This window comes from Actinoplanes solisilvae, from assembly GCF_003999975.1.
Lineage (GTDB): Bacteria > Actinomycetota > Actinomycetes > Mycobacteriales > Micromonosporaceae > Actinoplanes > Actinoplanes solisilvae.
Genome location: NZ_RJAC01000003.1, coordinates 372,863 through 395,021, shown reverse-complemented (window position 1 = coordinate 395,021; position 22,159 = coordinate 372,863). Strand labels below are relative to the sequence as shown.

General features: G+C 70.3%; 18 protein-coding genes. 9 read left to right on the top strand and 9 right to left on the bottom strand.

The window, feature by feature from the left end:
* Positions 1-268: 268 nt before the first annotated feature.
* Positions 269-1,378: a MerR family transcriptional regulator gene (locus EER30_RS12485; protein WP_127500553.1), complete on the top strand. Its 1,110-nt coding sequence runs from the start codon at positions 269-271 to the stop codon at positions 1,376-1,378.
* 702 nt (positions 1,379-2,080) lie between these two features.
* Positions 2,081-2,617, top strand: coding sequence for a FadR/GntR family transcriptional regulator (locus EER30_RS12480; RefSeq protein WP_127500552.1), 537 nt, complete (start codon positions 2,081-2,083; stop codon positions 2,615-2,617).
* A gap of 77 nt (positions 2,618-2,694) precedes the next feature.
* Here EER30_RS12480 and EER30_RS12475 read toward each other — a convergent pair whose 3' ends face one another.
* Positions 2,695-3,702 (bottom strand): TolB family protein, encoded by a 1,008-nt coding sequence (locus tag EER30_RS12475; protein ID WP_127500551.1) that lies wholly within the window; start codon positions 3,700-3,702, stop codon positions 2,695-2,697.
* Positions 3,699-4,943 carry an MFS transporter gene (locus tag EER30_RS12470; protein ID WP_240669975.1) on the bottom strand — a complete coding sequence of 415 codons (1,245 nt, stop codon included), beginning with the start codon at positions 4,941-4,943 and terminating at the stop codon, positions 3,699-3,701. Before EER30_RS12470 ends, EER30_RS12475 begins: the two co-directional genes overlap by 4 nt.
* 150 nt (positions 4,944-5,093) lie before the next feature.
* Between EER30_RS12470 and EER30_RS12465 the strand changes: the two genes are divergently transcribed.
* Complete coding sequence (locus EER30_RS12465; RefSeq protein ID WP_127500550.1) at positions 5,094-6,458, top strand: CBM96 family carbohydrate-binding protein; 1,365 nt, start codon at positions 5,094-5,096, stop codon at positions 6,456-6,458.
* Between the two features lie 71 nt (positions 6,459-6,529).
* Here the strand turns inward: EER30_RS12465 and EER30_RS12460 are convergent, their stop codons facing one another.
* Positions 6,530-7,360 carry a MerR family transcriptional regulator gene (locus EER30_RS12460; protein ID WP_127500549.1) on the bottom strand — a complete coding sequence of 277 codons (831 nt, stop codon included), beginning with the start codon at positions 7,358-7,360 and terminating at the stop codon, positions 6,530-6,532.
* Here EER30_RS12460 and EER30_RS12455 point away from each other — a divergent pair.
* On the top strand, positions 7,359-7,679 hold the full coding sequence (locus tag EER30_RS12455; protein WP_127500548.1) for a nuclear transport factor 2 family protein: 321 nt from the start codon (positions 7,359-7,361) through the stop codon (positions 7,677-7,679). The two genes, EER30_RS12460 and EER30_RS12455, sit on opposite strands and share 2 nt — an antisense overlap.
* A 598-nt stretch (positions 7,680-8,277) precedes the next feature.
* Here EER30_RS12455 and EER30_RS12450 read toward each other — a convergent pair.
* Positions 8,278-13,635 carry a GH92 family glycosyl hydrolase gene (locus EER30_RS12450; protein WP_127500547.1) on the bottom strand — a complete coding sequence of 1,786 codons (5,358 nt, stop codon included), beginning with the start codon at positions 13,633-13,635 and terminating at the stop codon, positions 8,278-8,280.
* Between the two features lie 290 nt (positions 13,636-13,925).
* Here EER30_RS12450 and EER30_RS12445 point away from each other — a divergent pair, with 290 nt between their 5' ends.
* Positions 13,926-15,488, top strand: coding sequence for a lysyl oxidase family protein (locus EER30_RS12445; protein WP_127500546.1), 1,563 nt, complete (start codon positions 13,926-13,928; stop codon positions 15,486-15,488).
* Between the two features lie 53 nt (positions 15,489-15,541).
* On the opposite strand, the gene EER30_RS12440 is transcribed toward EER30_RS12445, so the two are convergent.
* Positions 15,542-15,823 carry an SCO0607 family lipoprotein gene (locus EER30_RS12440; protein WP_127500545.1) on the bottom strand — a complete coding sequence of 94 codons (282 nt, stop codon included), beginning with the start codon at positions 15,821-15,823 and terminating at the stop codon, positions 15,542-15,544.
* Between the two features lie 501 nt (positions 15,824-16,324).
* Between EER30_RS12440 and EER30_RS12435 the strand changes: the two genes are divergently transcribed.
* Positions 16,325-16,594: a hypothetical protein gene (locus EER30_RS12435; RefSeq protein ID WP_127500544.1), complete on the top strand. Its 270-nt coding sequence runs from the start codon at positions 16,325-16,327 to the stop codon at positions 16,592-16,594.
* The gene (locus EER30_RS12430; RefSeq protein ID WP_127500543.1) at positions 16,591-17,604 is read left to right on the top strand and encodes a hypothetical protein; all 1,014 of its coding nucleotides are present in this window, start codon (positions 16,591-16,593) and stop codon (positions 17,602-17,604) included. Before EER30_RS12435 ends, EER30_RS12430 begins: the two co-directional genes overlap by 4 nt.
* 43 nt (positions 17,605-17,647) lie before the next feature.
* On the opposite strand, the gene EER30_RS12425 is transcribed toward EER30_RS12430, so the two are convergent.
* Both EER30_RS12425 and EER30_RS48580 read right to left on the bottom strand, forming a co-directional pair.
* Positions 17,648-18,091: an ATP-binding cassette domain-containing protein gene (locus EER30_RS12425; protein ID WP_205650205.1), complete on the bottom strand. Its 444-nt coding sequence runs from the start codon at positions 18,089-18,091 to the stop codon at positions 17,648-17,650.
* Positions 18,052-18,363, bottom strand: coding sequence for a hypothetical protein (locus EER30_RS48580; RefSeq protein ID WP_349290865.1), 312 nt, complete (start codon positions 18,361-18,363; stop codon positions 18,052-18,054). Before EER30_RS48580 ends, EER30_RS12425 begins: the two co-directional genes overlap by 40 nt.
* A gap of 126 nt (positions 18,364-18,489) precedes the next feature.
* On the opposite strand from EER30_RS48580, the gene EER30_RS12415 reads away from it, so the two are divergent.
* Positions 18,490-20,142: a serine/threonine-protein kinase gene (locus EER30_RS12415; RefSeq protein WP_127500540.1), complete on the top strand. Its 1,653-nt coding sequence runs from the start codon at positions 18,490-18,492 to the stop codon at positions 20,140-20,142.
* The gene (locus tag EER30_RS12410; protein WP_127500539.1) at positions 20,139-20,747 is read left to right on the top strand and encodes an FHA domain-containing protein; all 609 of its coding nucleotides are present in this window, start codon (positions 20,139-20,141) and stop codon (positions 20,745-20,747) included. Before EER30_RS12415 ends, EER30_RS12410 begins: the two co-directional genes overlap by 4 nt.
* 88 nt (positions 20,748-20,835) lie before the next feature.
* Here EER30_RS12410 and EER30_RS12405 read toward each other — a convergent pair whose 3' ends face one another.
* Both EER30_RS12405 and EER30_RS47020 read right to left on the bottom strand, forming a co-directional pair.
* Positions 20,836-21,960: a glycosyltransferase gene (locus EER30_RS12405; protein WP_127500538.1), complete on the bottom strand. Its 1,125-nt coding sequence runs from the start codon at positions 21,958-21,960 to the stop codon at positions 20,836-20,838.
* The gene (locus EER30_RS47020; RefSeq protein ID WP_164842300.1) at positions 21,957-22,112 is read right to left on the bottom strand and encodes a hypothetical protein; all 156 of its coding nucleotides are present in this window, start codon (positions 22,110-22,112) and stop codon (positions 21,957-21,959) included. The genes EER30_RS12405 and EER30_RS47020 overlap by 4 nt, the downstream gene beginning before the upstream one ends.
* Between the last annotated feature and the right edge of the window lie 47 nt (positions 22,113-22,159).

Here is a 22,159-nt window from a genome sequence, read left to right as displayed (position 1 = left end):
TTTCGTCGCCGCTACTCTCACCCACCGCCGCCCCCAGCAGCCGTCCACCACAAGGCCACCCAGCATCCTGAAGATCAACTTCTGGTGACCGCTGTGACCCGCACCGCGCCCACCGCGAGACAAGCCGGCTCCACCGCCCGAGCACGCCGGACTCGGTCCCGTAAGCCGGCAACGCCGCCCGGTCACGCCGGCCTCGGCATGCCGGTCGGTGATGTTGGGGCGGCGCGCGGCTTGTGCCTCACGTGGCGTGATGGCAGATAGTCGGGGTGTGGAGGAACACCTGACTGTGGGGCGGGTGGCCGGGCTGGCCGCCGTCACTGTTCGCACGCTGCATCACTACGACGAGATCGGGCTGCTGCGGCCGTCGGCGCGGACTTCGGCCGGGCATCGGGCCTATTCCGCCAGGGACGTCGAGCGGCTACGGGAGGTGCTGGCCTATCGAAGGCTGGGGTTCGGGCTGCGGGAGATCGCGGACCTGGTCGACGATCCGGCTACCGACGCGGTCGCGCATCTGCGCCGGCTTCGCGGGTTGCTGGTCGAGCAGCGGGATCGCGCGGCGGCGATGGTCACGGCCATCGACCGGGAATTGCACGCACGGGCCAGAGGGATCAGGACTACGCCGGAGGAGCAGCTTCAGATGTTCGGTGCGCAGCTGTACGACACGATCGGATCGGCCTATCCCGCGACGCGGCGCACCGAACCACGGATCGCGGCGCGCATCTGGGAAGCGCTCGGTGATGCCGAAAAGGTGTTGAACGTGGGGGCCGGAACCGGATCGTACGAACCTCCGGGCCGTCTCGTCACCGCGGTCGAGCCCTCGGCGGTGATGCGGGCGCAACGTCCTGCGGGGTCAGCGCCGTGCGTGGCGGCCGCGGCGGCGAACCTGCCTTTCGAGGACCAGTCGTTCGACGCGGCGATGGCGGTCAGCACGGTTCACCACTGGCCGGACGCGGTCGCCGGGCTGCGCGAGATGCGCCGGGTGGCCCGCCGGGTGGTGGTGTTCACCTACGAGGGCGCCGGCTGGCGCGACCGATTCTGGCTGACGAGCGACTATCTGCCCGAGTTCGGCCGGCTCCTCACCGGCCGGCCGGCGCTGGCCGACCTCGCCCAGGCGATCGGCGCCCGCACCGAGCCGGTGCCGATCCCGTGGGACTGCGCCGACGGTTTCTTCGAGGCCCATTGGCGCAGACCCGAGGCCTATCTGGACGAACACGTGCGCCGCGCAGTGTCGGTGTGGACGAGGGTCGGCGCAGAGGCCGAGGACCGCGCAGTGCGCGAACTCCGCGACGACCTCGAGTCGGGCCGGTGGGCCGAGCGCAACCGCGACGTCATGACCTTGGAGGCCGCCGAACTCGGTCTGCGCCTTCTCATCGCCTGACGCCACGGTTGAGTCCGGTCGCCTACCTCGCCGACGAGTTCGTCCTCACCATGATCATCGCGGGAAACGCGCTCTGATCAGTGAGCTTTCGCGGTCAAGGTCTATCCCCGCCGGATCTCGTGCGGGCATCCGCTTCGCGCGGCTGATCGCACCGGCCGTCGTCGTGGCAGGGCGGTGATGCGGCCGGTCACGGCGAGCGGTTGGCTCGCCGCAATACCCAATATCCAGGAACTGGGCCTGTCCGCTTGCTTGATCGTTTGGCTGGTCCTTGATGTAGGGGTCTCGGGAGCGCTCGAGGGGCCTGTATCAAGGATCTCGAATTGATCAAGGGGATGGGGGGCCTGAATCGCTGAAGTTGGGACCTGACGTCCTAGTTGGCGTGCGCACTTGTCAGCGCGACCCGCGGCACCACGCGGGACCACGACCCCGGCCCGCCTGTGAAGCCGCCGCAACCGGCCGTCCGCCGCAACCGGTCGTGCCGCCGTGACCTGCCGTCCTCCGCGACCGAGCGTCCTCCGCGACCGAGCGTCCTCGGTGACCGGTCGCCCTCCCCGACCGCCCTCCGCAACCGGCTGCGCGAAGGGGACGCCCGGCCCGGGACCGCCGACGACAGACCTCCACAGCGAAAGCTCTCTAGACATCGGGTCTTTCAGCAAGAAAAGAAAGTGATCATCCTTGGGCGGCGGCAGGCAGAGGCCGAATATGCGGCGCGCGCTATCGATGATCAACGTCCTGGACGTACGCCAGGGCGACGGCACGTACGTGACCAGCCTCGATCCGGCCCTGCTGCTGGACGCGCTGAGCTTCGTCGTCGACTTCCACCGCGACGACACGGTCCTGCAGTTCCTCGAGGTCCGCCGCATCCTCGAACCGGCCGCCACCGCCCTGGCCGCCGAGCGCATGCCCACCACCGACATCGCCAAGCTGCGCGTCCTGCTCGACGAGCTGAGCGCCGCCCCCACGGTCGAGGCTCTGGTCGCCAACGACGTCGAATCCCACCGCCTCATCGCGGCCGGGGCGGGCAACGCCGTGCTCTGCTCGATAATCGATGGCCTCTCCGGCCCGACGACCCGGGCCCGCATCTGGCGCGGCCTCACCCAGGAGGGCGCCGTCGCCAAGACCCGCGAACAACACCAGGCCATCCACGACGCGATCGCCGCCCGCCGCCCCGACCTGGCCCGTGCCTGGGCGACGGTCCACATCGCCGGGGTGGAGGAATGGCTGCGCCGGGCGGCGTAGGGCGTGGCTACTGAGGCCGGCGCAGAATGGCGGGAACCACGGTCAGGCCGCCGGGACGAGATGTGCCGCTGAGCAGCTCATTTCAATGGGGCTGGGGACTCGGCGCCGGTCAGGAGCGGGTGGGGCGCGCCTGTGCCGTCGGCGGGGACGGACCAGACGGTCGGCGTGCCGTCGCCGGTTCGCAGGGTGTACATCAGGGTGTGGTCGTCGAGCCAGGCGGCCTGGTCGTCGACGCTCGTGGGCTCGGTGGTCTCGGTGACCCGCATCGTTGACAGGTCCAGCACCGACAAGCGCCAGCCCCGGGCCGGGTCGGCGTTGATGGCCTGCTTGAAGGCCAGACGGGTGCCGTCGGGCGAGAGCGACGGGCACTCCACGTTTTCCTTGATGGTCGTGACTGAGCGGGCGGCGAAGTCCCCCAGCACCAGGTAGCGCTTCCTGCCGGTCGACATCGTGGCGTAGAAGCGGTTGTCGTCGGCCGTGAAGGTCACGCCCCAGAAGTTGACGTCGGCGCTGCGGTAGGGGCGTCCGTCGCGGCGGATCGTGAAGTTCTCGAGGGTGTCGGCGCGGTTGCCGGTCCGCGTGTCGAGGATGCCGGTGCGGGTCGAGAAGGCGCTGCCGGCATAGGAGTCGCCGCCGACGAACGTGGTCCACGAGACCATGCGGCCGCTCGCCGAGACCCGGGCCCGGTTCGGCAGGCCGGGAACGGCGAACGCCGTACGCTCGTGCAGCTCTTCGTCGAGAACGGCGGCCTCGTACGACCAGGCCGTCTTCGGCCGCAGGCAGATGGCGGTGCCCGCGGCGGCGTACGCCCGAAGGCACTCGACGCCCGAAATCGAGCGCGAGTCGCCGCCGAGCGGGGCCACCGTCAGATGCCGATCGGTGATCGCGAGGATCCGCGGCCCGGCAGCCCGCGTGCCCGGCCCCGCAGCCGGTGTGCCCGGCCCCGTGGCCAGCGTGACCGGCCCGGCAGCGGCGGCGACCGGCCGGGGCGAAGGGCGCGGACGCGAGACGGCGTACCCGATTGCCGCGGCGGCGAGCAGTACGGCCGCGAGGGCCGTGAGGAGAAGCTTGCGTCGCGTGGTCATCGCGCCACCTCCGGGCGAGTGCGGTTGCGGAGCAGCAGGACGATCCCGGCGAGGGCGACCACGGCCAGCAGTGCGGCGGCCCGCCCGGCCCCGGCCGGTCCCCACGTCTGCCAGGCGAGCCCGAAGAGCACGGACGAGACGAGATAGGTCAGGGCCTGCGCGGTCTGCACGAGCGCCAACCCGGTGGCCCGCAACCCGGCGGGCAGCAGCGGGCCGGCCAGCGCCATCAGCACCCCGTCGGTGGCCGCGTAGAAGAGCCCGTAGAGCCCGAGCACCAGCACGAGCAGCGGCGGCCCGCCGAGGGGCCCGGTCAGCAGCAGATAGGTTACGGCCAGCGCGACGCCGCCCCCGGCCAGCACCGGCAGACGCCCGATGCGGTCGGCCAGCACGCCCAGCGGCGTCGCCAGCAGCAGGTAGGACAGGCTGGTGCCGACGGCGAGCAGCGGAAACCACACGACGCTCAGCTCTTCGCGCCGCTGCAGCAGCAGGTAGACGAAGCCGTCGCCGATGGTGGCCAGCCCGAGCAGGCCCGCCGCGACGACGAGCCGGCGCAGGCGAGCGTCGGCCAGCAGCCGCACCGCGTCCCCCAGACGGATGGCCGCGACGGGGGAAGCTGCCGCGGCCTTCTCGCGGACGAAGAGCACGAGCACCACGACCGCGAGGGCGGCGACGCAGAAGCTGGTGACGAAGACCGCGTCGTACGAGCCGGCGGTCAGCGCCAGCACACCGAGGGCGACCAGCGGGCCGAGGAACGCGCCGACGGCGTCCATCGTGCGGTGCAGCCCGAAGGCGCGGCCCAGCTGCGAAGGCGGCACGGCTTCGGTGATCAGGGCGTCGCGAGGTGCCGTACGCAGGCCTTTGCCCAGACGGTCGGCCGCGATCACGAGACCCACCGCCGGCACCGAGCGGCCGGCCAGCAGCAGCGCCGGTTTGGCCAGCGCGGAGAGGCCGTAACCGAGGCCCGCGACCAGTTTGCGGCTGCGGACCCGGTCGGCGACGAAGCCTCCCACGATCCGCAGCACGGCGGTCGCTCCGGTGTAGACGCCGTCGAGGACGCCGTACGCGAGAGGGCCGGCGCCGAGGCCGAGCACGAGGTAGAGCGGCAGGATCGCGGTCACCATCTCGGACGAGACGTCGGTGATCAGGCTGACCGTGCCGAGGGCGAGAACGTTGCCGCCCATGAAGGCGAGCCGCCCGCGAGAGGGTCGCTCGATGGTGGAGAGGTACACGGGAAGCGACATTGACCACCGCAGATGTACGGCAGGCGGGCGGGACATGAAGGCGGCACGAAAGATCTTCATCCGGCGGCGGGTTCATCGTTCACCTGGTCGCCCATTGACGCCTTTAGATTCGGGCCGCTCCAATTCCGTACGAGGAAAGGGAATGCCCGTATGGGTATCCGTAAGCTCACCGTCGGTTCGGTCGCCATCCTGACCGTGACCTCGGCGGCGATCGTCATCAGCACCGCCGGCCCGGCGTCAGCGGCCACCGCCACCTTCACGCCGGTCGCCGACACCTATGTGCAGAGCGACACCGCCACCACCAACTACGGCACGTCCACCCAGATCGTCGTTGACAACTCGCCGGTGCGCCGCTCGTTCCTGCGGTTCACCGTCTCGGGCGTCAGCGGCACGATCACCAGCGCCAAGATCCGGCTGCGCACGATCAGCGGCAACTCGGGCAGCCCGGCCGGCGGCACGTTCAAGGCCGTCTCCAGCACGTCGTGGTCGGAGACCGGCACGACCTGGAACAACCAGCCGGCCATCGACGGCGCCACCCTCGGCACGATCGGCTCGGTCGGCGAGAACACCTGGTACGAGGTCGACGCCTCGGCCGTGGTGAAGGGCAACGGCACGTTCAGCTTCGCCGGGACGTCCAGCAACTCGGACGGCGCCTACTACGACACCCGCGAGAGCGGCGCGGACGCCCCGCAGCTCGTCGTCACGACCGGCACCACCACTCCCCCGTCGGGCGACCCGGTCTTCGTCGGGGTCGGCGACATCGCCAACAGCGGCAGCGGCGACACGCAGACGGCGGCGTTGCTCGACGGCATCTCGGGGACGGTGTTCACGACGGGCGACAACGTCTACGACAACGGCACCGCGTCGGAGTTCTCGAGCTACTACGAGCCGACGTGGGGCCGGCACAAGTCGCGCACGCGGCCGACGCCCGGCAACCACGACTACAACACCAGCGGCGCTTCGGCGTACTACAGCTACTTCGGCTCGGTTGCCGGCCCGTCCGGGCGCGGCTACTACTCGTACGATCTGGGCAATTGGCACGTCGTGTCGCTGAACTCGAACATCAGCATGTCGGCGGGCTCGACCCAGGAGCAGTGGCTGCGCGCCGACCTGGCCGCGAGCAGCAAGCCGTGCACGATCGCCTACTGGCATCACCCGCTGTACACGTCGAGCTCGAACCACGCGCCTTCGACGTCGACGCGGCCGCTCTACCAGGCGCTGTACGACTACAACGCGGACGTCGTGGTGTGGGGTCACAACCACGTCTACGAGCGGTTCGCGCCGATGAACGCCAACGGTGCCGCGGACTCGTCGCGGGGTCTGCGCTCGTTCGTCGCGGGCATGGGCGGGGCGAGCCACTACGCCTTCGGCACGATCCAGCCCAACAGCGAAGCCCGCAACAGCGACACGTACGGGGTTCTGAAGTTCACGTTGCACTCGGGCTCGTACGACTGGCAGTTCGTGCCGGTCGCGGGCAAGACGTACAGCGACAGCGGCACCGGTTCCTGCCACTGACGTCTGGTTTCGCGGCCCCGCTGGTATTTCCGGCGGGGCCGTGCCAGGCCGGGGTTACCCCTCGGTGCGCTTCACCCTGCGGTGAGGCGGAACACCGGCCAGCCGATCTCCGTACGCCACTCCGCCGCGACTGGGGTGTCCCGCGGGCCCACCAGGTAGGTCTCGTGGACCGGCCCGTCGACGGCGAGAGCCTGCTCGACGACCCAGGCGCCGAGGCGGCCGTACGTGACGTCGATGTCATCGTGCGGCCCCTCGTGCACCACGACGGCGAGGTCGACGGCGGGCAGCTCGACCGCCTCCGCCCGCGGCTCGCGCACCGGCCGGAACACCGTCATCCGGCCCTCGCCCGCGGTGAACAGCTCGTTGTCGTACAGCCCACCGGGCGGCCCGGTGCGCTCGGCCATCGGATACGCCTCGTCCAGCCGTCGCATCGCCGCGTCGTACCACTCGATCACGCCGCTCAACGAGACCCGCCCGCTGATGGCCGCGACCGTGCGGGCCGGATCGGACCGCAGCGTGACCCGAAGATCGGCCGGGTCGGGGTCGAGCAGGCGGCGCAGCGCGACGATCGCCTTACGCGTGCGCTCGAGCTCGTCCTCAAGACGCTTCAGGTGTCCCGCGGCGAGATCGGCTCGCCGCCCCGGATCGTCGGTCTCGACTATAGATTTCACCTCGGCCAGGGGCACGTCGAGCTCCCTGAGCCTGTGGATGACCTGCGCCACCGGAATCTGGCCGGCGTCGTAGTAGCGATATCCGCTGAACGGGTCGACCGTGCGCGGCTCCAGAAGCCCGGCCTCGTGATAGCGCCGGAGCGTGCGCACGCTCAGGTGAGTGAGTGTGGCGAACGCCCCGATCGTCAGCCGTTGACCCTCCCCCGGCGGGAGGGTCGAGTCTTGCCCCATGACCGACAAGCTACCCGACGTGATCACCGCCTACCTGGCCGCACACGACGCCCACGACAACGACGCCGTCACCCAGACCTTCGCCCCCGACGCGATCGTGACCGACGAGGGCCAGACCTACCACGGCACCGAAGAGATCCAGTCCTGGCTGACGAAGGCGGCCGGCGAATACACCTACACCACGGAATTCAAGAGCGCGACCATCACGTACGACGTGGTCCAGCACCTGGAGGGCACCTTCCCGGGCGGCCAGGTCGACCTGCACTACCTCTTCGAACTCCGCGACGGCGTGATCACCCGCCTGACGATCCAGCCATGACGACGCAGCCCGGGTCGGCGGCCACGTCGTGGAGGAAACGCGTCGCCGACCTCAGGTGAAGCGACGAGCGGCGGAGTTCGGCATGCCTCCTGCCGCGCCGGCAAGTGCTCAGGCCGAGTCGCTGCCTCAGCTCCACCTGTACCCGTTCGCCGTCGTGGCAGGTGGAAGAAAAGCCTCAAACTCCACGGAAAGGTCTCCTGGCCCCATGATCAATCCGATTGCCAGGATATGGGACCCTCGATCACGTTCGAGGGGCCAACATCAAGGATTTGCAGAACGATCAAGCGCGGGAGGGGCCTGAATCCCGGCTCCAGCAACCGCGGCGGACCATCCAATCACCGCAACCGGCCGCGCCGCAGCGGCACCACGACAGCGGCCGGCCCGGGTGGACTGCGCGGCAATCCAGGCCGCGCAAACCCGGTGCCTGCATCGAGCATCCGCCGACAGACCTCGACCCGAATGCTCTGGACCGGCGCTTTGCTTCGAACGGTAAACGCTGGGGGCAGGTCTCGGCGGGACGCGCAGGCCCTCGGCTTCCCCGACAGTGAAGAACCGCCGGCGGGCAAGGGAGGCTTGCCCGCCGGCGGTTCGGTTGCTGCTACTTCGCGGTGACCGTGAAGGGCTGCGCGTCGGCACCGGAGAGCGTGACGCTCGTGGGGCCCGGGACGGCCCCGCCAGGCACGCTCACGGTCTCGCCCGACACCACGCCGTCGGCGTTGGCGTGCAGGGTGGTGACCGACAGGCCGTCACCGAACGTGGCCTGGACGGCCGCGTTCGGGGCGAAGCCGGAGCCGTCGACGGTGATCGCCGTGCCCCGCGGGCCCGACTCCACCGACAACTGCACCTCGGGGCTGGCCGAAGGCGAAGCGGGCTCGGCGGCCACCTTCAGGGTCGTCGCCGTGGGCGCCCCCGCCGTCGCCTTGGCCACCGTCACCGTGAAGGTGGCCGTCGTGCTCGACAGCGAGTCCCACGCGGTGACGTGCACCGTGTAGGTACCCGGCTGGGCGTACGTGTGCTGCCCGCTGATCGCCCCGGCCGTGACCGTGGCGTCCTGCGGAACCGTGCCGTCGCCCCACTGGACGCGCGCGTTCAGCGAGCCCACGCCGCCGGTCACCGCACCGAGCTGGGCCGTGAACGCCTGCCCGGCCGTGGCCGTCTGACCGGCCGGAGCGGTCACCGAGACCGCGGGGTGCGGCGTGCCGTCGTCGGCGACCGCGAACACGTGGATGCGGCCGGCCGAGCCCGGGTCGCCGGACTGCGTCGGCAGGGTCACCGACTCCAGCGTCTTGCCGGCCGGGATCGCGTACGGTGCCGTCGCGAACAGGAACGGCTGAGCGCTGTCCCGGCTCGTGCCGTGCAGACGGTAGGCCGTGCGAGCCACGACGATGTTGCCGTACGACGGGGTGCCGTTGGGGTTGCCCCCGAGGGTCCAGTCGCTCATCTGGATCGGCAGCGACGCCGTGGTGCCGTCACTGAACCGGGCCGTCGCCGACGTGCTCTGGTTGCCCTGCGTTCCCGCGCCGATGAACGAGATGGTTCGCGCGTCGGCCGGCAGGTTCAACTGAAGAGTCTTGCCGTTGCCGATCGCGTTGTCCGGCTGCCCGGCCGGGGTGACCGGCAGGGTGAAGCCGAGCGCCGTGCCCGGAACCGCGACACGCTGACCCTGCGCGACACCGCCCGCCGCGAGCGCCGCCCGCGAGTAGGCCCAGTCCTTGGCGTCGCAGTCGGCCGGCAGCACCCCTTCGTCACCGATGCACACGGTGTCGAACGCGGCGACCAGACCCGACGAGGGCACGTACGCCACGTCGACGCCGACGGTCGCGGAATCCTGGCTGGTCCCGTCCGTCACCGTGACCGAGGCCTGGTAGTGACCGGGCGACGCGTAGGTGTGCGATCCGGTGACGTTGTAGACCGCCCGCGACCCGAGCACGGTCGTGCCCGCGACCGGGGCAGAGCCGTCGCCCCAATCGATAGTCGATTCATAAGAATCGGCCGTCCCACCCGTGACAGTCGCCAGCGGCACCGACACGGCCGCGCCGGCGCGCGCCGGCACCGAGGCCCCGGCGGTCACCGTGACGTCGCCGCCACCGAGCTGGACGTCGCCGCCCGAGAGCAGCTCGATCTCAGCGAGAGTGACAGAGGCCGCGGTGCTCTTGGTGACGGCGAGGCGGTAGTGCTTGAACCGCCCCGGACGGTCGACCTCGAACGGCCGCGTCTGGTTGCGCCACGTGAACACCTCACCCTTGCGGGAGTCGACCGTCGTCCAGGTGATCCCGTCGCGGGAGCCCTGCAGCTTCCAGTCGGTCGGGTCACCGACGGCGGCACCCGAGGTCAGGGTGTAGTAGGTCGCCCTCTGCTTGCCCCCGTGGTACGACCAGTTGACCGTCGGCGTGCCCGAGGCGATCGTGAGCTGGGTCGACGACGAGTCGTCGAACAGCTTCGCCGCGTCCTGCCCGCCGCTGACCGTCGCGGTGCCGAGGCCCGGCCCGGTCGTGTCCTGCAGCGGCTTCGGAACCTCGTTGCCCTTGGTCAGCGACTCCGGCGCGTCGTGCTTGCCGGTGCCCCACGAGGACGGCTTCGAGCCCATCTTGAACTCGATGGTGCCACCGCGAACCAGCGCCGCCGAGTCGAGCGAGACGCCGTGCTGCGATCGCCCGTTGACCTTCACACTCTGCACATAGACGTTGGATGCGCTGTTGTTCTCCGCCTTCACGACGATGTCGCCGCTCTTGCGGTGCACGGTCATCCGCTCGAACTGCGGCGAGCCGATGGCCCACTCGGACGAGCCGGTCTGCAGCGGGTAGAGGCCCAGCGAGCTGAGGATGTACCACGACGACATCTCGCCGTTGTCCTCGTCGCCCAGGTAGCCCTGGCCGATCTCGCTGCCGACGTAGAGGCGCTGCAGGATCTCGCGCACGATCGCCTGCGTCTTCTCGGGCGCGCCCACGTAGTCATACATGTAGGGAATGTGGTGTGACGGCTGGTTGCTCATGCCGAGCTGACCGAGCCGCACCGCCCGCGCCTCGAGGATCTCGTGGATGATGCCGTTGTAGCCGCCCGGGTGGTCGGCCTTCTCGGGCGTCGCGAAGAACTCGTCGAGCTTCTTCTCCAGCGCGGAACGACCGCCGTACAGGTTGGCCAGGCCCTGACCGTCCTGCTGGGCGGTGAAGGCGAAGTTCCAGCCGTTGGTCTCGGTGTAGACGCCGCCCCAGTCGAGCGGGTCGCCCTCGAGGAACGTGCCCGAGGCCTCGCGGCCCTGGAAGAACTTCGTCTTGCTGTCGAACAGGTTCACGTAGTTGCGGGCCCGCTCGAGGAAGTACTTCGACTCCTCCTTGAGCTGGTCGCGGCGAGCACGCGGCGTGGCCGGGTCCTTCGCCAGCTCGGCGGCCATGTTGCCGATGCCGAAGTCGTTGATGAACCCTTCGAGGGCCCACGACACCGACTCGCCGGTGGTGGTCGGCGTGTAGCCGAGGAACAGCGACGTCTCGATGCCCTTACGGCCGACCGCGCCCCGCCCGGAGGCGACCGTGGCGTCCTTGACCGAGGCGTCGTAGGCGGCCAGCGGGTCGGGAAGTTTGACCCCGTTGAGGTACGCCCCCGCGAGCGCGACGTTCGCGCTGGTGCCGGTCATCAGGTCGGCGTAGCCGGGCGACGACCAGCGAGCGATCCAGCCACCGTCCCGGTACTGCTGCACGAACCCGTCCGCGATCTTCGCCGCGATGTCCGGGTAGAGCAGCGAGTACGCCGGCCACACCGTACGGTAGGTGTCCCAGAACCCATTGTTCACGTAGATCTGACCGTCGACGATCTTGGCGCCGGTCTGGGTCGGGGTCGACGCTCCGGTCGCGGCCGACACCGGGCTCGCGTACTGCCAGCGCGGCTTGGCCGCCGTACCCGTGTTCTCGGACTGCGAGTTCGGGTAGAGGTTGAGCCGGTAGAGGTTCGAGTAGAGCGTGACGAGCTGCGACTCGGTCGCGCCCTTCACCTCGACCCGGCCGAGCCGGTCCTTCCACGCCGCGGTCGCCGCCGCCCGGATCTGGTCGAAGCTGCGCCCGGTGACCTCGAAGTCGAGGTTCTTGCGGGCCTGGTCGACCGACATGAACGACGTCGCGAACCGCAGGGTCACGGTGGTGGCGTCGAAGGTGGCCGACGTGGACGAGGTGGAGAAAGGCGCGCGGTCGAACGAGCCGGCCACGAACATCCGGCTACGTCCGGCGGACAGGCCGCTGCCGTTGTCGACCCATCCGGTGACCGTGCCGTCGGCGGCGATCGCGAAGTTGCCGTTCTGCAGCACGAGGCTGCCGGGCTGCCCGGCCGGGAAGCCGAACTGCATGATCGCGCCGTGGTCGGTCGGCGACATCTGCGCGGTCAGCTCGTTCTGGAACTTGACGCGGTAGAGGTCGGGCCGGGCCGTCTCGTCGGTGTGGCTGAACGCGAGCGCCCGGTCGCGCGGCTGCCCGGTGAGGTTGCCCCCGGCCGGCACCGGCATGACCGAGAACTGGTTGCGGTCACCCATCCACGGGCTGGGCTGGTGCGAGATCGCCAGACCCTGCATCAGCGGAAGGTTGGCCGCGTTGTTGTTGCGCGCGTACTCGTACTCCCAGGAGTCCGACGTGGCGTTGGTGACCGGCGTCAGGAAGTTGAAACCGTTCGGCACCGCCGTGATCGGCAGGTTGTTGCCGCGCGAGAAGCCGCCCGACGAGTTCGTGCCGCGCCGCGTGTCGACGTAGTTGGTCAGCGTCGAGCCGTCGATCGCGGTGGCCGCGCCGATCACGGCGAGGTCGTCGATCCAGCCCTGGAAGCGGGTGGTGGCGGTGGCGGCGGGGTTGTCGTAGGCGAGCAGGATGCGGTCGATCGTCTTGCCGTTGGCGACCGCGCCGAGGTCGGAGCTGACCGCGTTCCACTCGTCGGCGAACAGCGCCTTGGCCTTACCCTGCCCGGCCGCCGTGAGGGCGAAGCCGTGCTGGTCGACCGGGGAGCGCCGGCTCAGGTAGCTGCCGTCGGTGAAGTGCAGATCAACGGCCACGTATGTGGACGGGTACTGCAGATTCTCGGCGGTCAGCTCGGGGTAGATCTTGTACGACAGTCGCGTCTTCGGCCCGACCGGGATCTTCACGTCGAAGAGCTTGTTGGTCCCGTACGCCCGTCCGTCGGTTCGCGCGCCACCGGCGTACCGCACCGAGGCGACGCCCGTGAAGCCCGCGTTCGGCTTCTGGTTGGAGCCCCGGTTGGGGCCCGCGCCGACCTCGGTCAGCATCGGGGTGGCGGGCGGCAGCACGTTCGAGCCGTCGCTGATGTCCCAGCCGGCGAGCTGGATGATCGAGTCACCCGAGTTGGCCGTGATGTTCAGGCGATAGAACGCGTACGCCGTGGTGTTGGCGAAGCTGTAGGTGTTGGTCGCGAACCGGCCGGCGAACTTCTGGCCCGTGCGCGTGTCCAGATCGGTCCACGCGGCGCCGTCCTGCGAGCCTTGGACCACGAAGTCCTTGGGGTCGCGGCCGGGCGCGTCGTCGGCCGAGGTCAGCGAGTACTTCGCGACGATCGTGGGCGTGGCCAGCTGGTAGGCGACCCACCCCGTACGGCTGAACGCGAGCCACTTGGTCGAACTGTTGTAGTCCTTCAGCTTGACCGCGGTCTCGTTGGGCGCGTTCTCGGCGCTGGCGGTCACGGCGCTGACCTGCTCCAGCTGGCTGCCCGGCAGGGCTACCCGGGAGTCGCCGGTCAGGTTGTCCTGCACCGGCTTGCCCTTGTCCAGCTCGACGGTGCTCACCGCGGGCTGCTGGTCCGCGGTCTCGAACGAGGAGCTGAACTCGCCGGGCTTGACCCCGCCGTTGGTGGCGTAGGCGGCGCCGGGAGCGGCGACGATCAGCCCGAGCGGCACGATGAAAGCCCCGGCGGCGGCGAGCCACCGTCGGGGCAGGAGGGAGGCAGCGGTGGAGCCGCCAATCAACTTCATGCAGAGACTCCAAGGGGAGCGATCGCTATAGAGATCGACAGCCTCACTCCACCTGACAACGTTGTCAAGAAAAGATCTGGAAATCTGCCCGAAACGGAACGGGACGACTGTCCGCGATGGACCCCGACCGGCGTCTCTTACTTTCGGCCGATGCGCCGCTCCGACCGTGGACCGGTTTTCCTCCCCTTTTCGTGCCACCGCACATAGACCTCACAAGATATTCATAAGTATCGCTTTGGATGGTCGGTCAGCGGCCGCTCCACCGGCGGCCGCCCGACCGGAAGGACCCCATGACCGATCCGCTGAAGCACCGCCGGCGCTCGCGCCTGATGAGGTACGGCGCCGTGGCGGCCACGCTGGCGCTGACCGCCGCCGGTGTCGGCGTGGCCCAGGCCGCGACCACCGTTCCCCCGCTCTCGTTCGTGGCCGCCACCGGGCAGGTGACCGCCGAGCGGTGGAACTACGACGGCGAGATCTACCTCTCGCTCGACCTGGGCCTGCACGTGATCGCCGGCAAGGACCCGCTGGAGATCTGGGCCAGCCGCACCGGTTACGACAAGCCGATCACGGCCGAGCGCTACGTCGTGCAGAACGGCAAGAAGAAGAAGGTGACGTTGCCGTCCGGGATGGTTCCCGACTTCAACGGCCTGAAGGACTTCACCACGATCAAGATCGCCGACGAGGCCGGGACCGTGGTCAGCGAGTACACGACCCCGTTCTGCGGCAACTCCTGGTCGTCGGCGCGCACCCGGCCGGACGCCCCGGCCACCAACCCCTACCCGCAGAGCTGCGGCGGGTACAACCCGTTCACGCTCGGCGCGGTCTGGGGCGTGCAGGCCGGCTGGAACGCCGAAGTGCAGGACGAGCCCACGTACACCCCGGGGCAGCAGTTCGACCTGCCGGTCGGCAAGTACACCGCGACCGCGTCGGTCAACCAGGTCTACCGCGACCTGTTCAAGATCCCGAACGACCAGGCCACCGCCACGGTCGGGGTGACCGTGGTCGACGCCGACACCGACGAGCGGGGGCTGGCCCGGGCGAAGGCGGCCGGCACCGCGCAGGAGCACTCGCTGCACACCGCCGAGGGGGACGCGAAGCGGCAGGTCTCGGCCTACGTGCCCGAGCTGCGCGCACCGGCCAAGCGGCCCACCCCGCTCAAGGCCACGCCGACCGGCGGACCGCGGCCCGACCTGCGCTCCCTGCCGGCCTGGGAGATCGCGCTGTCCGAGGAGGACGGCAAGGACTACGTGAACTTCGGCGCGACGGTCTGGAACGCGGGCACGTCACCGCTGCTGGTCGACGGCTTCCGCCGCACCGGCACCGAGCTGATGGACGCGTACCAGTACTTCTTCGACGCCAAGGGCAACCAGGTCGGCAGCCGCCCAGCCGGCACCATGGAGTGGGACGCCCGCGAGGGTCACCTGCACTGGCACTTCACCGACTTCGCGCAGTACAACCTGCTCGACTCGACCCAGAAGCTCTCGGTCCGCAGCGGCAAGGAGGCGTTCTGCCTGGCCAACACGGACGCGGTCGACTTCACCATCCCGAACGCGAAGTGGCGGCCGGAGAACACCGACCTGTCCACCTCGTGCGGCGCGAACACCGTCGTCGCCGTACGGGAAGTGCTCGACATCGGTAACGGCGACACCTACAGCCAGTACCGTCCGGGCCAGTCGTTCGAGATCACCGACCTGCCGAACGGCACCTACTACATCCAGGTGCTGGCCAACCCGGAGAAGAAGCTGGCCGAGCTCGACACGACGAACAACTCGGCGCTGCGCCAGATCATCCTCGGCGGCACCCCCGGCGCCCGCACGCTGACCGTCCCGCCGGTCCACGGCATCAAGGGCTGATCCACACCGTACGGAATGAGCCCCGGTCCCCCCGTGGGACCGGGGCTCGCTCGTCAGGCGACCTCGTTGCCGCGCTCGTCGAGCTTGTGCTCCCGCCAGTAGAGGTCCCACTCGTCGTCAACGTGCTCGGGCACTTTGCCTTGCGGGAATCGGACGTACCCGGTCGGCGGCTCCTCGCCGTCGGCCACGCAGGCGCGGCCGGTCGTGCTGTCCACGGCCGCGACCGGATATTCGCCGGACCGGCAGATCGCCTCCCGCCACGAACACGCGGCGGTGAGTCCTCCCACGGCGACGGCGACAAGGAGCAAGAGCGAGATCCGGCGGCGCTGCGTCATGCCCGAAGTCTTCCCGACCCCGGCCGAGCAGACATGCGTACGGATACTCAGGTCGCGCTTATAGCCGTAAGTGTCCGGCCCATAGCGGAAAGTCCGGAGGGGCTGCGGGACCCCGTCGCAGTGGGGCCCCGCCCTCTCGACGTTCGCGAAACCCGTGAGACCGATGCCGAGAATGCCTACCGGCGTCAACGATGCGGGCTGTGGTTCGTTCACGCAAGGCCTGACCTGGGGTTTCTAAACCGCAGCTATGTTCGCGGTCAAACCGCCGGTCGTGAACATGCTGGTCTGGGCTTGTTCACGAAGCCGCGATTTCGGATCTTGATGAACATCGAGTTGCGCCCCGGGCTTCCACCGTGGCTCCAAAGAGAGAATTGTCTTCTCTCGCCGGAGGAGCGGGGCTGTGGGGTCGCAGCCACGTGAAGCCCTCGCATGTCCGGACGAAACCCAGGGCGCCTCGGTTCAGGCCGGGGTGCTTCCTTCGTACATGTGAAGGTGAGACCGATGTCGTTCTACCCGAACCTGTCCGTCCATGTGCGGGGCCGTCACCGACGGCACTCGTCGCGACTGGCACTCGTCATCGTAGTGGTGTTCCTGTCCGTCGCGGCGCCGTTGTCGCTCGTCACCGGCGGCATGCCCACCTCCGAGGCGCTGGCCACGGTCGCCGCCGTGGGTGCCTTCGCGATCGGCTTCACGCATCAGGTGCTGGCCTTGACGGCCGGCGGGCGGGCCGTGGGCCGCCCCGCCGACGACCTCGCACCGATTCTGAGGTGAGCGCGCCGGTCAAGGAGGACAGCGCCACCGCGTCCCTGGGCCATCGCCCGAAACAGACCAAGCTGTCGCCGCGGGCGTTCAAGGAGATCCCGGACGACCGAGAAGCCCAGGCGCTGGGTCAATACCTGCGGGACATGCTGCGGGAGCAGGACATCCTGCCCAGCCGGATGACCCGCACCGGCGTTGCCAAGAACACGATCACGACCACGATGGACGGCCGCTACAAGGGATGGCCCTCGGTCGAGAAGTGGCTCGAGGTCTTCACCGACAAGCGGGTCGGCGGCACCTATACGCAACAGCAGTACGACCGGATCCGCGAACTCCACGAGGAAGGCCGCCGCAAGCACGAACAGAACCTGAAGAAGACCGTTCAGCCCCGGAAGAAGCCGAGACCGCGCCGAGCGGAACAGGTCACCCCGGCTGCGGTGCCCAGCCCCGCCGTCGCGCCGGTGGCGCTCGGCCGGTTCGCGGCGTCGTCGGGCTCGCTGCACGCCCAACTGCCACGGCGGGAACCGGGCATGCGCATCAACGTCGCCGAGGGCGTGTTCCTCGACGACGAGGAGGCCCGGGCTCGGGTGCGAGCGTTGCGGGAGGAGACGCAGCGCCGGGCCGAGGAGGCTCGGCAGCGACGGGCCGAGGAGTGGGCGAAGATCCCGCCCGGGCATCGCCGGTTCCTGGGCCGGGCGACCGTCGACCAGCCCACGCCGCAGCTGACCCTGTCGGAAGCCATCATGCACGCCCACGCGCAATGGCGGGGCACGCTCTACTCGTCTCGCAGCCGTGAGGACAGAATCCTCGCGCGGCTGCGGAAGCAGGCCCAGGAACGGCTCGAGGCAGCGGAAGAACTCCGCGCGGCGCAGGCCGAACAGGCCGAGGAGCTGCACTCGAGCGGGAACGCCGGCACCGCCCCGATCGACCGGACAACCCGGTCGCGGCGGGCCCTTCCCGTGCTGTCCGCCATCACAAGGATCCTGCTCGCCCCGGCGACGTGGTGGTCGGTCAAGGGGTGACGGCGGGTTGTTGAGAGCCAGGGCCGCCCGCAGGCGGCCCTGGTCAGCGGGGACGGCGGTATTCGGCGACGACCAGGTCGGTCAGTTCCTTCAGGGACGTGTCCTGGGCTCGCTTGTCGAAGGTTATGCGGCCGTGTTGCAGCAGGTTGACTCGGTCGCAGACGTCGAGGACCTGGGCGTAGTTGTGGGCGATGATGATGACCGAGACGTCGCCGCGGCGTTTGAGGTCGCGGATCAGGTCGAGGATCATCGTGCCCTCCTTCGCGCCCATCGCGGCCAGCGGCTCGTCGAGCAGCAGCACGCGGGCGTCGGAATAGACCGAGCGGGCCACCGCGATCGCCTGGCGCTGGCCGCCGGAGAGTTTGGCGACCTCGACGCGGACGTCGGGGAGGTTCACGCCCATGTCCTTGAGGTGCTGCTCGGCACGTTTGCGCATGGCCCGGTTGTTCAGCAGCGGCCAGCGTACGAGCTCTCGGTTGAGGAACATGTTGTGATAAACGGACAGCTCGTTGACCAGCGCCAGGTCCTGATAGACCGTGTCGATGCCCAGCGAGCGGCGATCATCGAGGCCAGGATGGCCAGGCCCAGGATCAGGATCAGGATCAGGTAGATCGTGTTGGCGCTGTAGCCGATGAGGTTGAAGCCGTTCTGCAGCACGGCCAGCACCAGCGCGCCGAGCAGGGCGCCGATGATCGTGCCGGAGCCGCCGGCCAGCGCCGTGCCGCCGATGACCGCGGCCGAAATGGCGTAGAAGGTCAGCGTCGTGCCGCGCCGTTCATGAAGTCGCGGGAAGTGCGCCGAAGCGGGGGCCTGAGCCGCCGTGGGCCGTTGCGGACGGCTGGCTAAGATCGGCAGTCGTCATCGTCCCGCTGCCCGGAGGAAGTCTTGCGTTCACCGTCGGGAGCGTTGATCGGGGTTCCCGGTTGTGACGACGCGGTGGAGATCGGGCGCGGCGGCTTCGGGGTGGTCTACCGGGCCTGGCAGGCGGAGTTCCAGCGTACGGTCGCGGTGAAGGTGCTGGCCGTCGACATCGACGAGGCCCGTTTCGAGCGCGAGGTGCAGGCGCTGGGCCGCCTCTCCGGCCATCCCAACATCGTCACCGTGCACCAGGCCGGGCGCACCACGTCAGGCGAGCCCTACCTGCTGATGTCCTACGAGGAGGGTGGCTCCCTGGCCGACCGGGCCGCGGCCGGGTGGCAAGAGGTGCTCGCCGGGGGTGTCGCCGTGGCCGGCGCGCTGGAGGCGGCCCATCAGGCGGGCGTTCTGCACCGCGACGTCAAACCCGAGAACATCCTCGTCTCCCGCTACGGTGACCTGAAGCTCGCCGATTTCGGTCTGGCCCGGCCCGTACGCCGTGAGCCCCCGCGCGAGCAGCAGAGGATCACGGCCAGCCTGCTCTACGCCGCCCCCGAGGTGTTGCGCGGCGACCCGGCCACGCCCGCCTCGGACGTCTATTCGCTGGCCGCCACCCTCTACCGCTGCCTGTGCGGCCGCCCTCCCTTCGTCCCCCGGCCCGGCGAGAGCATCCGGGCCCTGATCGCGCGCATGGCCGCCGAACCCGTCCCCGACCTCGACGTGCCCGCCCCGGTGCTCGCGGTCCTGCAGCGCGCGCTGGCCAAGGACCCGGCGGCCCGCCCGGCCTCGGCCGCCGCGTTCGCCGCGAAGTTGCGCGAGGCCGCAGCGACGGCGACTCCCCTGGTGGCGGCGCCCCCTCCGCCGACTTCCCTGGCCGAGCGCATGCTGGCCGTCGAGGGTTTCTCGGCCACCGTGCCGGTGCCCCGCCGGGCCACCGCCTGGTGGAAGACCGCCCCCGCCCTGGCCGGCGCCGTGCTGGTGCTGGCCGCCGGCGGTTCCCAGGCGGTCGCGGCGGCCGAGCTCGAAGCACCGGCCGCCGTGGACTTCGCCGAACAGAAGGTGACCGCCGAGCCCGAGCCGCGCTTCGTCACGATCCGCAACTCCGGGTCGCACGCGACGACCCCGCTGCGGGTGGCCCTCGACGGCGGCGACTTCACGCTGGCGGCCGACGACTGCACGGGCCGCACGCTGACGCACGGTGAGACCTGCCGCGTGGGGCTGGCCTTCACACCACGGGCGGCGGGGTCGCGCACGGGGACGCTGCGCGTGCTCGACCGTACGGTCGTCATGACCGGCCAAGGCAAGATCGCGTACGCCCGGGACGACGACCCGCCACCCGGGAAGTGCTACGCCGACGCCTATCAGGTCGCGCGGTCGGCGTACGGGTATGTCAGCGGTTTCAAGGCGGTGTCGGTGAAGCTCTACTGGTCGCCGGGCTGCCGCGCGGTGATGGCGTACACCTGGATCTGGAAGCAGTATCGCGACACGGCCGGACCGGCCGGGCAGTGGCGGGTGCGCGTCGCCGCCGAACCGGGCGGGCGGCCCGCGGTCTCCGACGGGCAGCCGGTCGAACAGTGGACCGAGCCGGCACCGCTCGACGGCTGCGCGCGGGCCACCCTGACGATGACCGGAACCGGCCTGCCCGCGCCGCTGACCATCGCCACCGGGGAGCACTGTCCGTGACCGGCCATCTCGAGGTGCACGAGGGCGGCCGGGTGCGGCTGGTGACGCTGGCCGGCGACCTGTTGTCGATCGGCCGCGCCCCGGCGAACGAGGTCGCGATCGCCGGCCACCGCGTGTCGCGGTTGCACGCCGTCCTCGAACGGTTCCCGTCCGGCTGGTCCATCCGCGACCTGGGCAGCACCAACGGCACGACGGTGAACGGTGTGCCGCTGCGTCAGGCCCGCACCCTGCACGACGGCGACCGCATCGACGTCGGCCCGGCCCGGCTGCTGTTCCGCTCCCCCGCGGCCGAGCCGTCCACCGAGACGGTCACCGTCGAACCGGCACCCCCGCCGCCCGCGCTGACCCGCCGCGAGCAGGACGTGCTGGCCGCACTCTGCCGCCCGCTGACCGCCGCCGGCCAGGCCTTCCCCGAGCCGCCGTCGGTGCGCGAGCTCGCCGCGGCACTGGGCCTGTCGGACAGCGCGGTCAAGAAACATCTGACCAACCTGTACGACAAGTTCGGCCTGGTCACCAACGACGAGCGACGCCGTCCCCGGCTGGCCAGCGAGGCCGTCCGCCGCGGTCAGGCGGCCCACTTCTCGAGCTCGGCCAGCCGCGACTGAAGCGGCGCTGGTCGGCGAGCTGTCGATCAAGAGCCCGAATTCCGCCGCTGGTAGGGCGGGAGCAAGGTGGTCCGGTTGGACGGGAAGGTCAGGCGCTCGCGACGGCGGCGGGGCTCCGGTCGGCCGCGACCAGCGTCGTGGCGAGGTCGTGGTAGCGCTGGGCCACCGCGGGCCACGTCGGCACCGGCTCGGCCCGGGCTCGCAGCGTGGCGGCCAGGGCCGGTTTGGTCAGGATCCGCCGGATCGCGGTCGCGAGCGCCTTCGGATTGTGGTGGGGCACGAGCAGCCCGGGGCCGTCGGTGAGCAGTTCCACCGCGTGCGGGAACGGGGTGGCGACGACCGGGATGCCGGCCGCGACCGCCTCGACGAGGACGCCCGAGGTGACCTGCTCGGTGGAGTCGTACGGGAGCACGACCACGTCGGCCGAGCGGACGAGGGCGCCGAGGGCCGCGTCGTCGAGGTAGGCCGGTTCGTAGCGCACCCGGTGGGCGACGCCGAGGGCCGCGCCGAGCCGGTGCAGACCGGCTCGGTACGCCTCGCCGTGCAGCTCGATGACCTTCGGGTGGGTGCGGCCGGCCACCGTGTAGACGGGTTCGAGGTCCGGCAGCAGGGCGAGGCCGCGCAGCGCCCACTCGATGCCCTTGCCCGGCCCCAGCAGGCCCCAGGTGAGCAGGTGGGGCTGGGGAGCAGGCTCGGGCGCCGTGCCGGGGTTGCCGGAGGCGCCGTGCGGGATCACCGAGATCTTCGCGGCGTCGACCTCGTAGCCGTCGAGCAGCCGGTCGCGGGCCGCCCCGGTCATGGTCACGACCGCGCCGGCGGTGGCCGCGATCTGTTCCAGCAGCGACTTCTGCCGTGCGGTGGGCCGGGCGAGCACGGTGTGCAGGACGACGAGGCTCGGCACCTTGAGCCGGCGCAGCACCGACAGGACCTCGCCACCGTCGCGGCCGGGGTAGATGCCGTACTCGTGCTGCACGATCGCGACGTCGAAGGAGTCGAGCACCTCGGCACAGTCACGCCAGCCGCCGAGATCCGTGTCGACCCAGGTGTGCACCACGCCGGGCGCGGCCTTGAGATCGTCCTTGTTCTCGGCGACCCGGACGATGCCGCCCGCGACGCCGTCCGCCGCGAGGTGGGCCGCCAGCGCGGCGTTGAAGGACGCCAGGCCGCAGTGGGTGGGCGGATGGGTGCTGAGAAATCCGAATCTGATGGTCATGCGCCGTCCGGGCGCGGCTTGACTTCGGCCGCGACGGTGAACGGGTTCCGCAGCCGCCGCATCGCCGTTTCGCCGCGGTTGGACTCGCGCGGTGCGGGCGTCTCCTTCTCGGCGGTCGGCGGGGCGAGGAACGGTGTGTTGATCGTGGTCACTCGGTAGCCTTTCTCGGGCGGCTCGATCACGCGGCCGGGGTGGCCCA

What these genes read in the sequence shown, in the direction of transcription:
- EER30_RS12425 (WP_205650205.1), bottom strand. Translation starts at nt 18,091, where the DNA reads ATGTTCCTCAACCGAGAGCTCGTACGCTGGCCGCTGCTGAACAACCGG.
- EER30_RS12435 (WP_127500544.1), top strand. Translation starts at nt 16,325, where the DNA reads ATGTCGTTCTACCCGAACCTGTCCGTCCATGTGCGGGGCCGTCACCGA.
- EER30_RS12405 (WP_127500538.1), bottom strand. Translation starts at nt 21,960, where the DNA reads ATGACCATCAGATTCGGATTTCTCAGCACCCATCCGCCCACCCACTGC.
- EER30_RS12480 (WP_127500552.1), top strand. Translation starts at nt 2,081, where the DNA reads ATGCGGCGCGCGCTATCGATGATCAACGTCCTGGACGTACGCCAGGGC.
- EER30_RS12465 (WP_127500550.1), top strand. Translation starts at nt 5,094, where the DNA reads ATGGGTATCCGTAAGCTCACCGTCGGTTCGGTCGCCATCCTGACCGTG.
- EER30_RS12445 (WP_127500546.1), top strand. Translation starts at nt 13,926, where the DNA reads ATGACCGATCCGCTGAAGCACCGCCGGCGCTCGCGCCTGATGAGGTAC.
- EER30_RS12440 (WP_127500545.1), bottom strand. Translation starts at nt 15,823, where the DNA reads ATGACGCAGCGCCGCCGGATCTCGCTCTTGCTCCTTGTCGCCGTCGCC.
- EER30_RS12460 (WP_127500549.1), bottom strand. Translation starts at nt 7,360, where the DNA reads ATGGGGCAAGACTCGACCCTCCCGCCGGGGGAGGGTCAACGGCTGACG.
- EER30_RS12475 (WP_127500551.1), bottom strand. Translation starts at nt 3,702, where the DNA reads ATGACCACGCGACGCAAGCTTCTCCTCACGGCCCTCGCGGCCGTACTG.
- EER30_RS12455 (WP_127500548.1), top strand. Translation starts at nt 7,359, where the DNA reads ATGACCGACAAGCTACCCGACGTGATCACCGCCTACCTGGCCGCACAC.
- EER30_RS12470 (WP_240669975.1), bottom strand. Translation starts at nt 4,943, where the DNA reads ATGTCGCTTCCCGTGTACCTCTCCACCATCGAGCGACCCTCTCGCGGG.
- EER30_RS12450 (WP_127500547.1), bottom strand. Translation starts at nt 13,635, where the DNA reads ATGAAGTTGATTGGCGGCTCCACCGCTGCCTCCCTCCTGCCCCGACGG.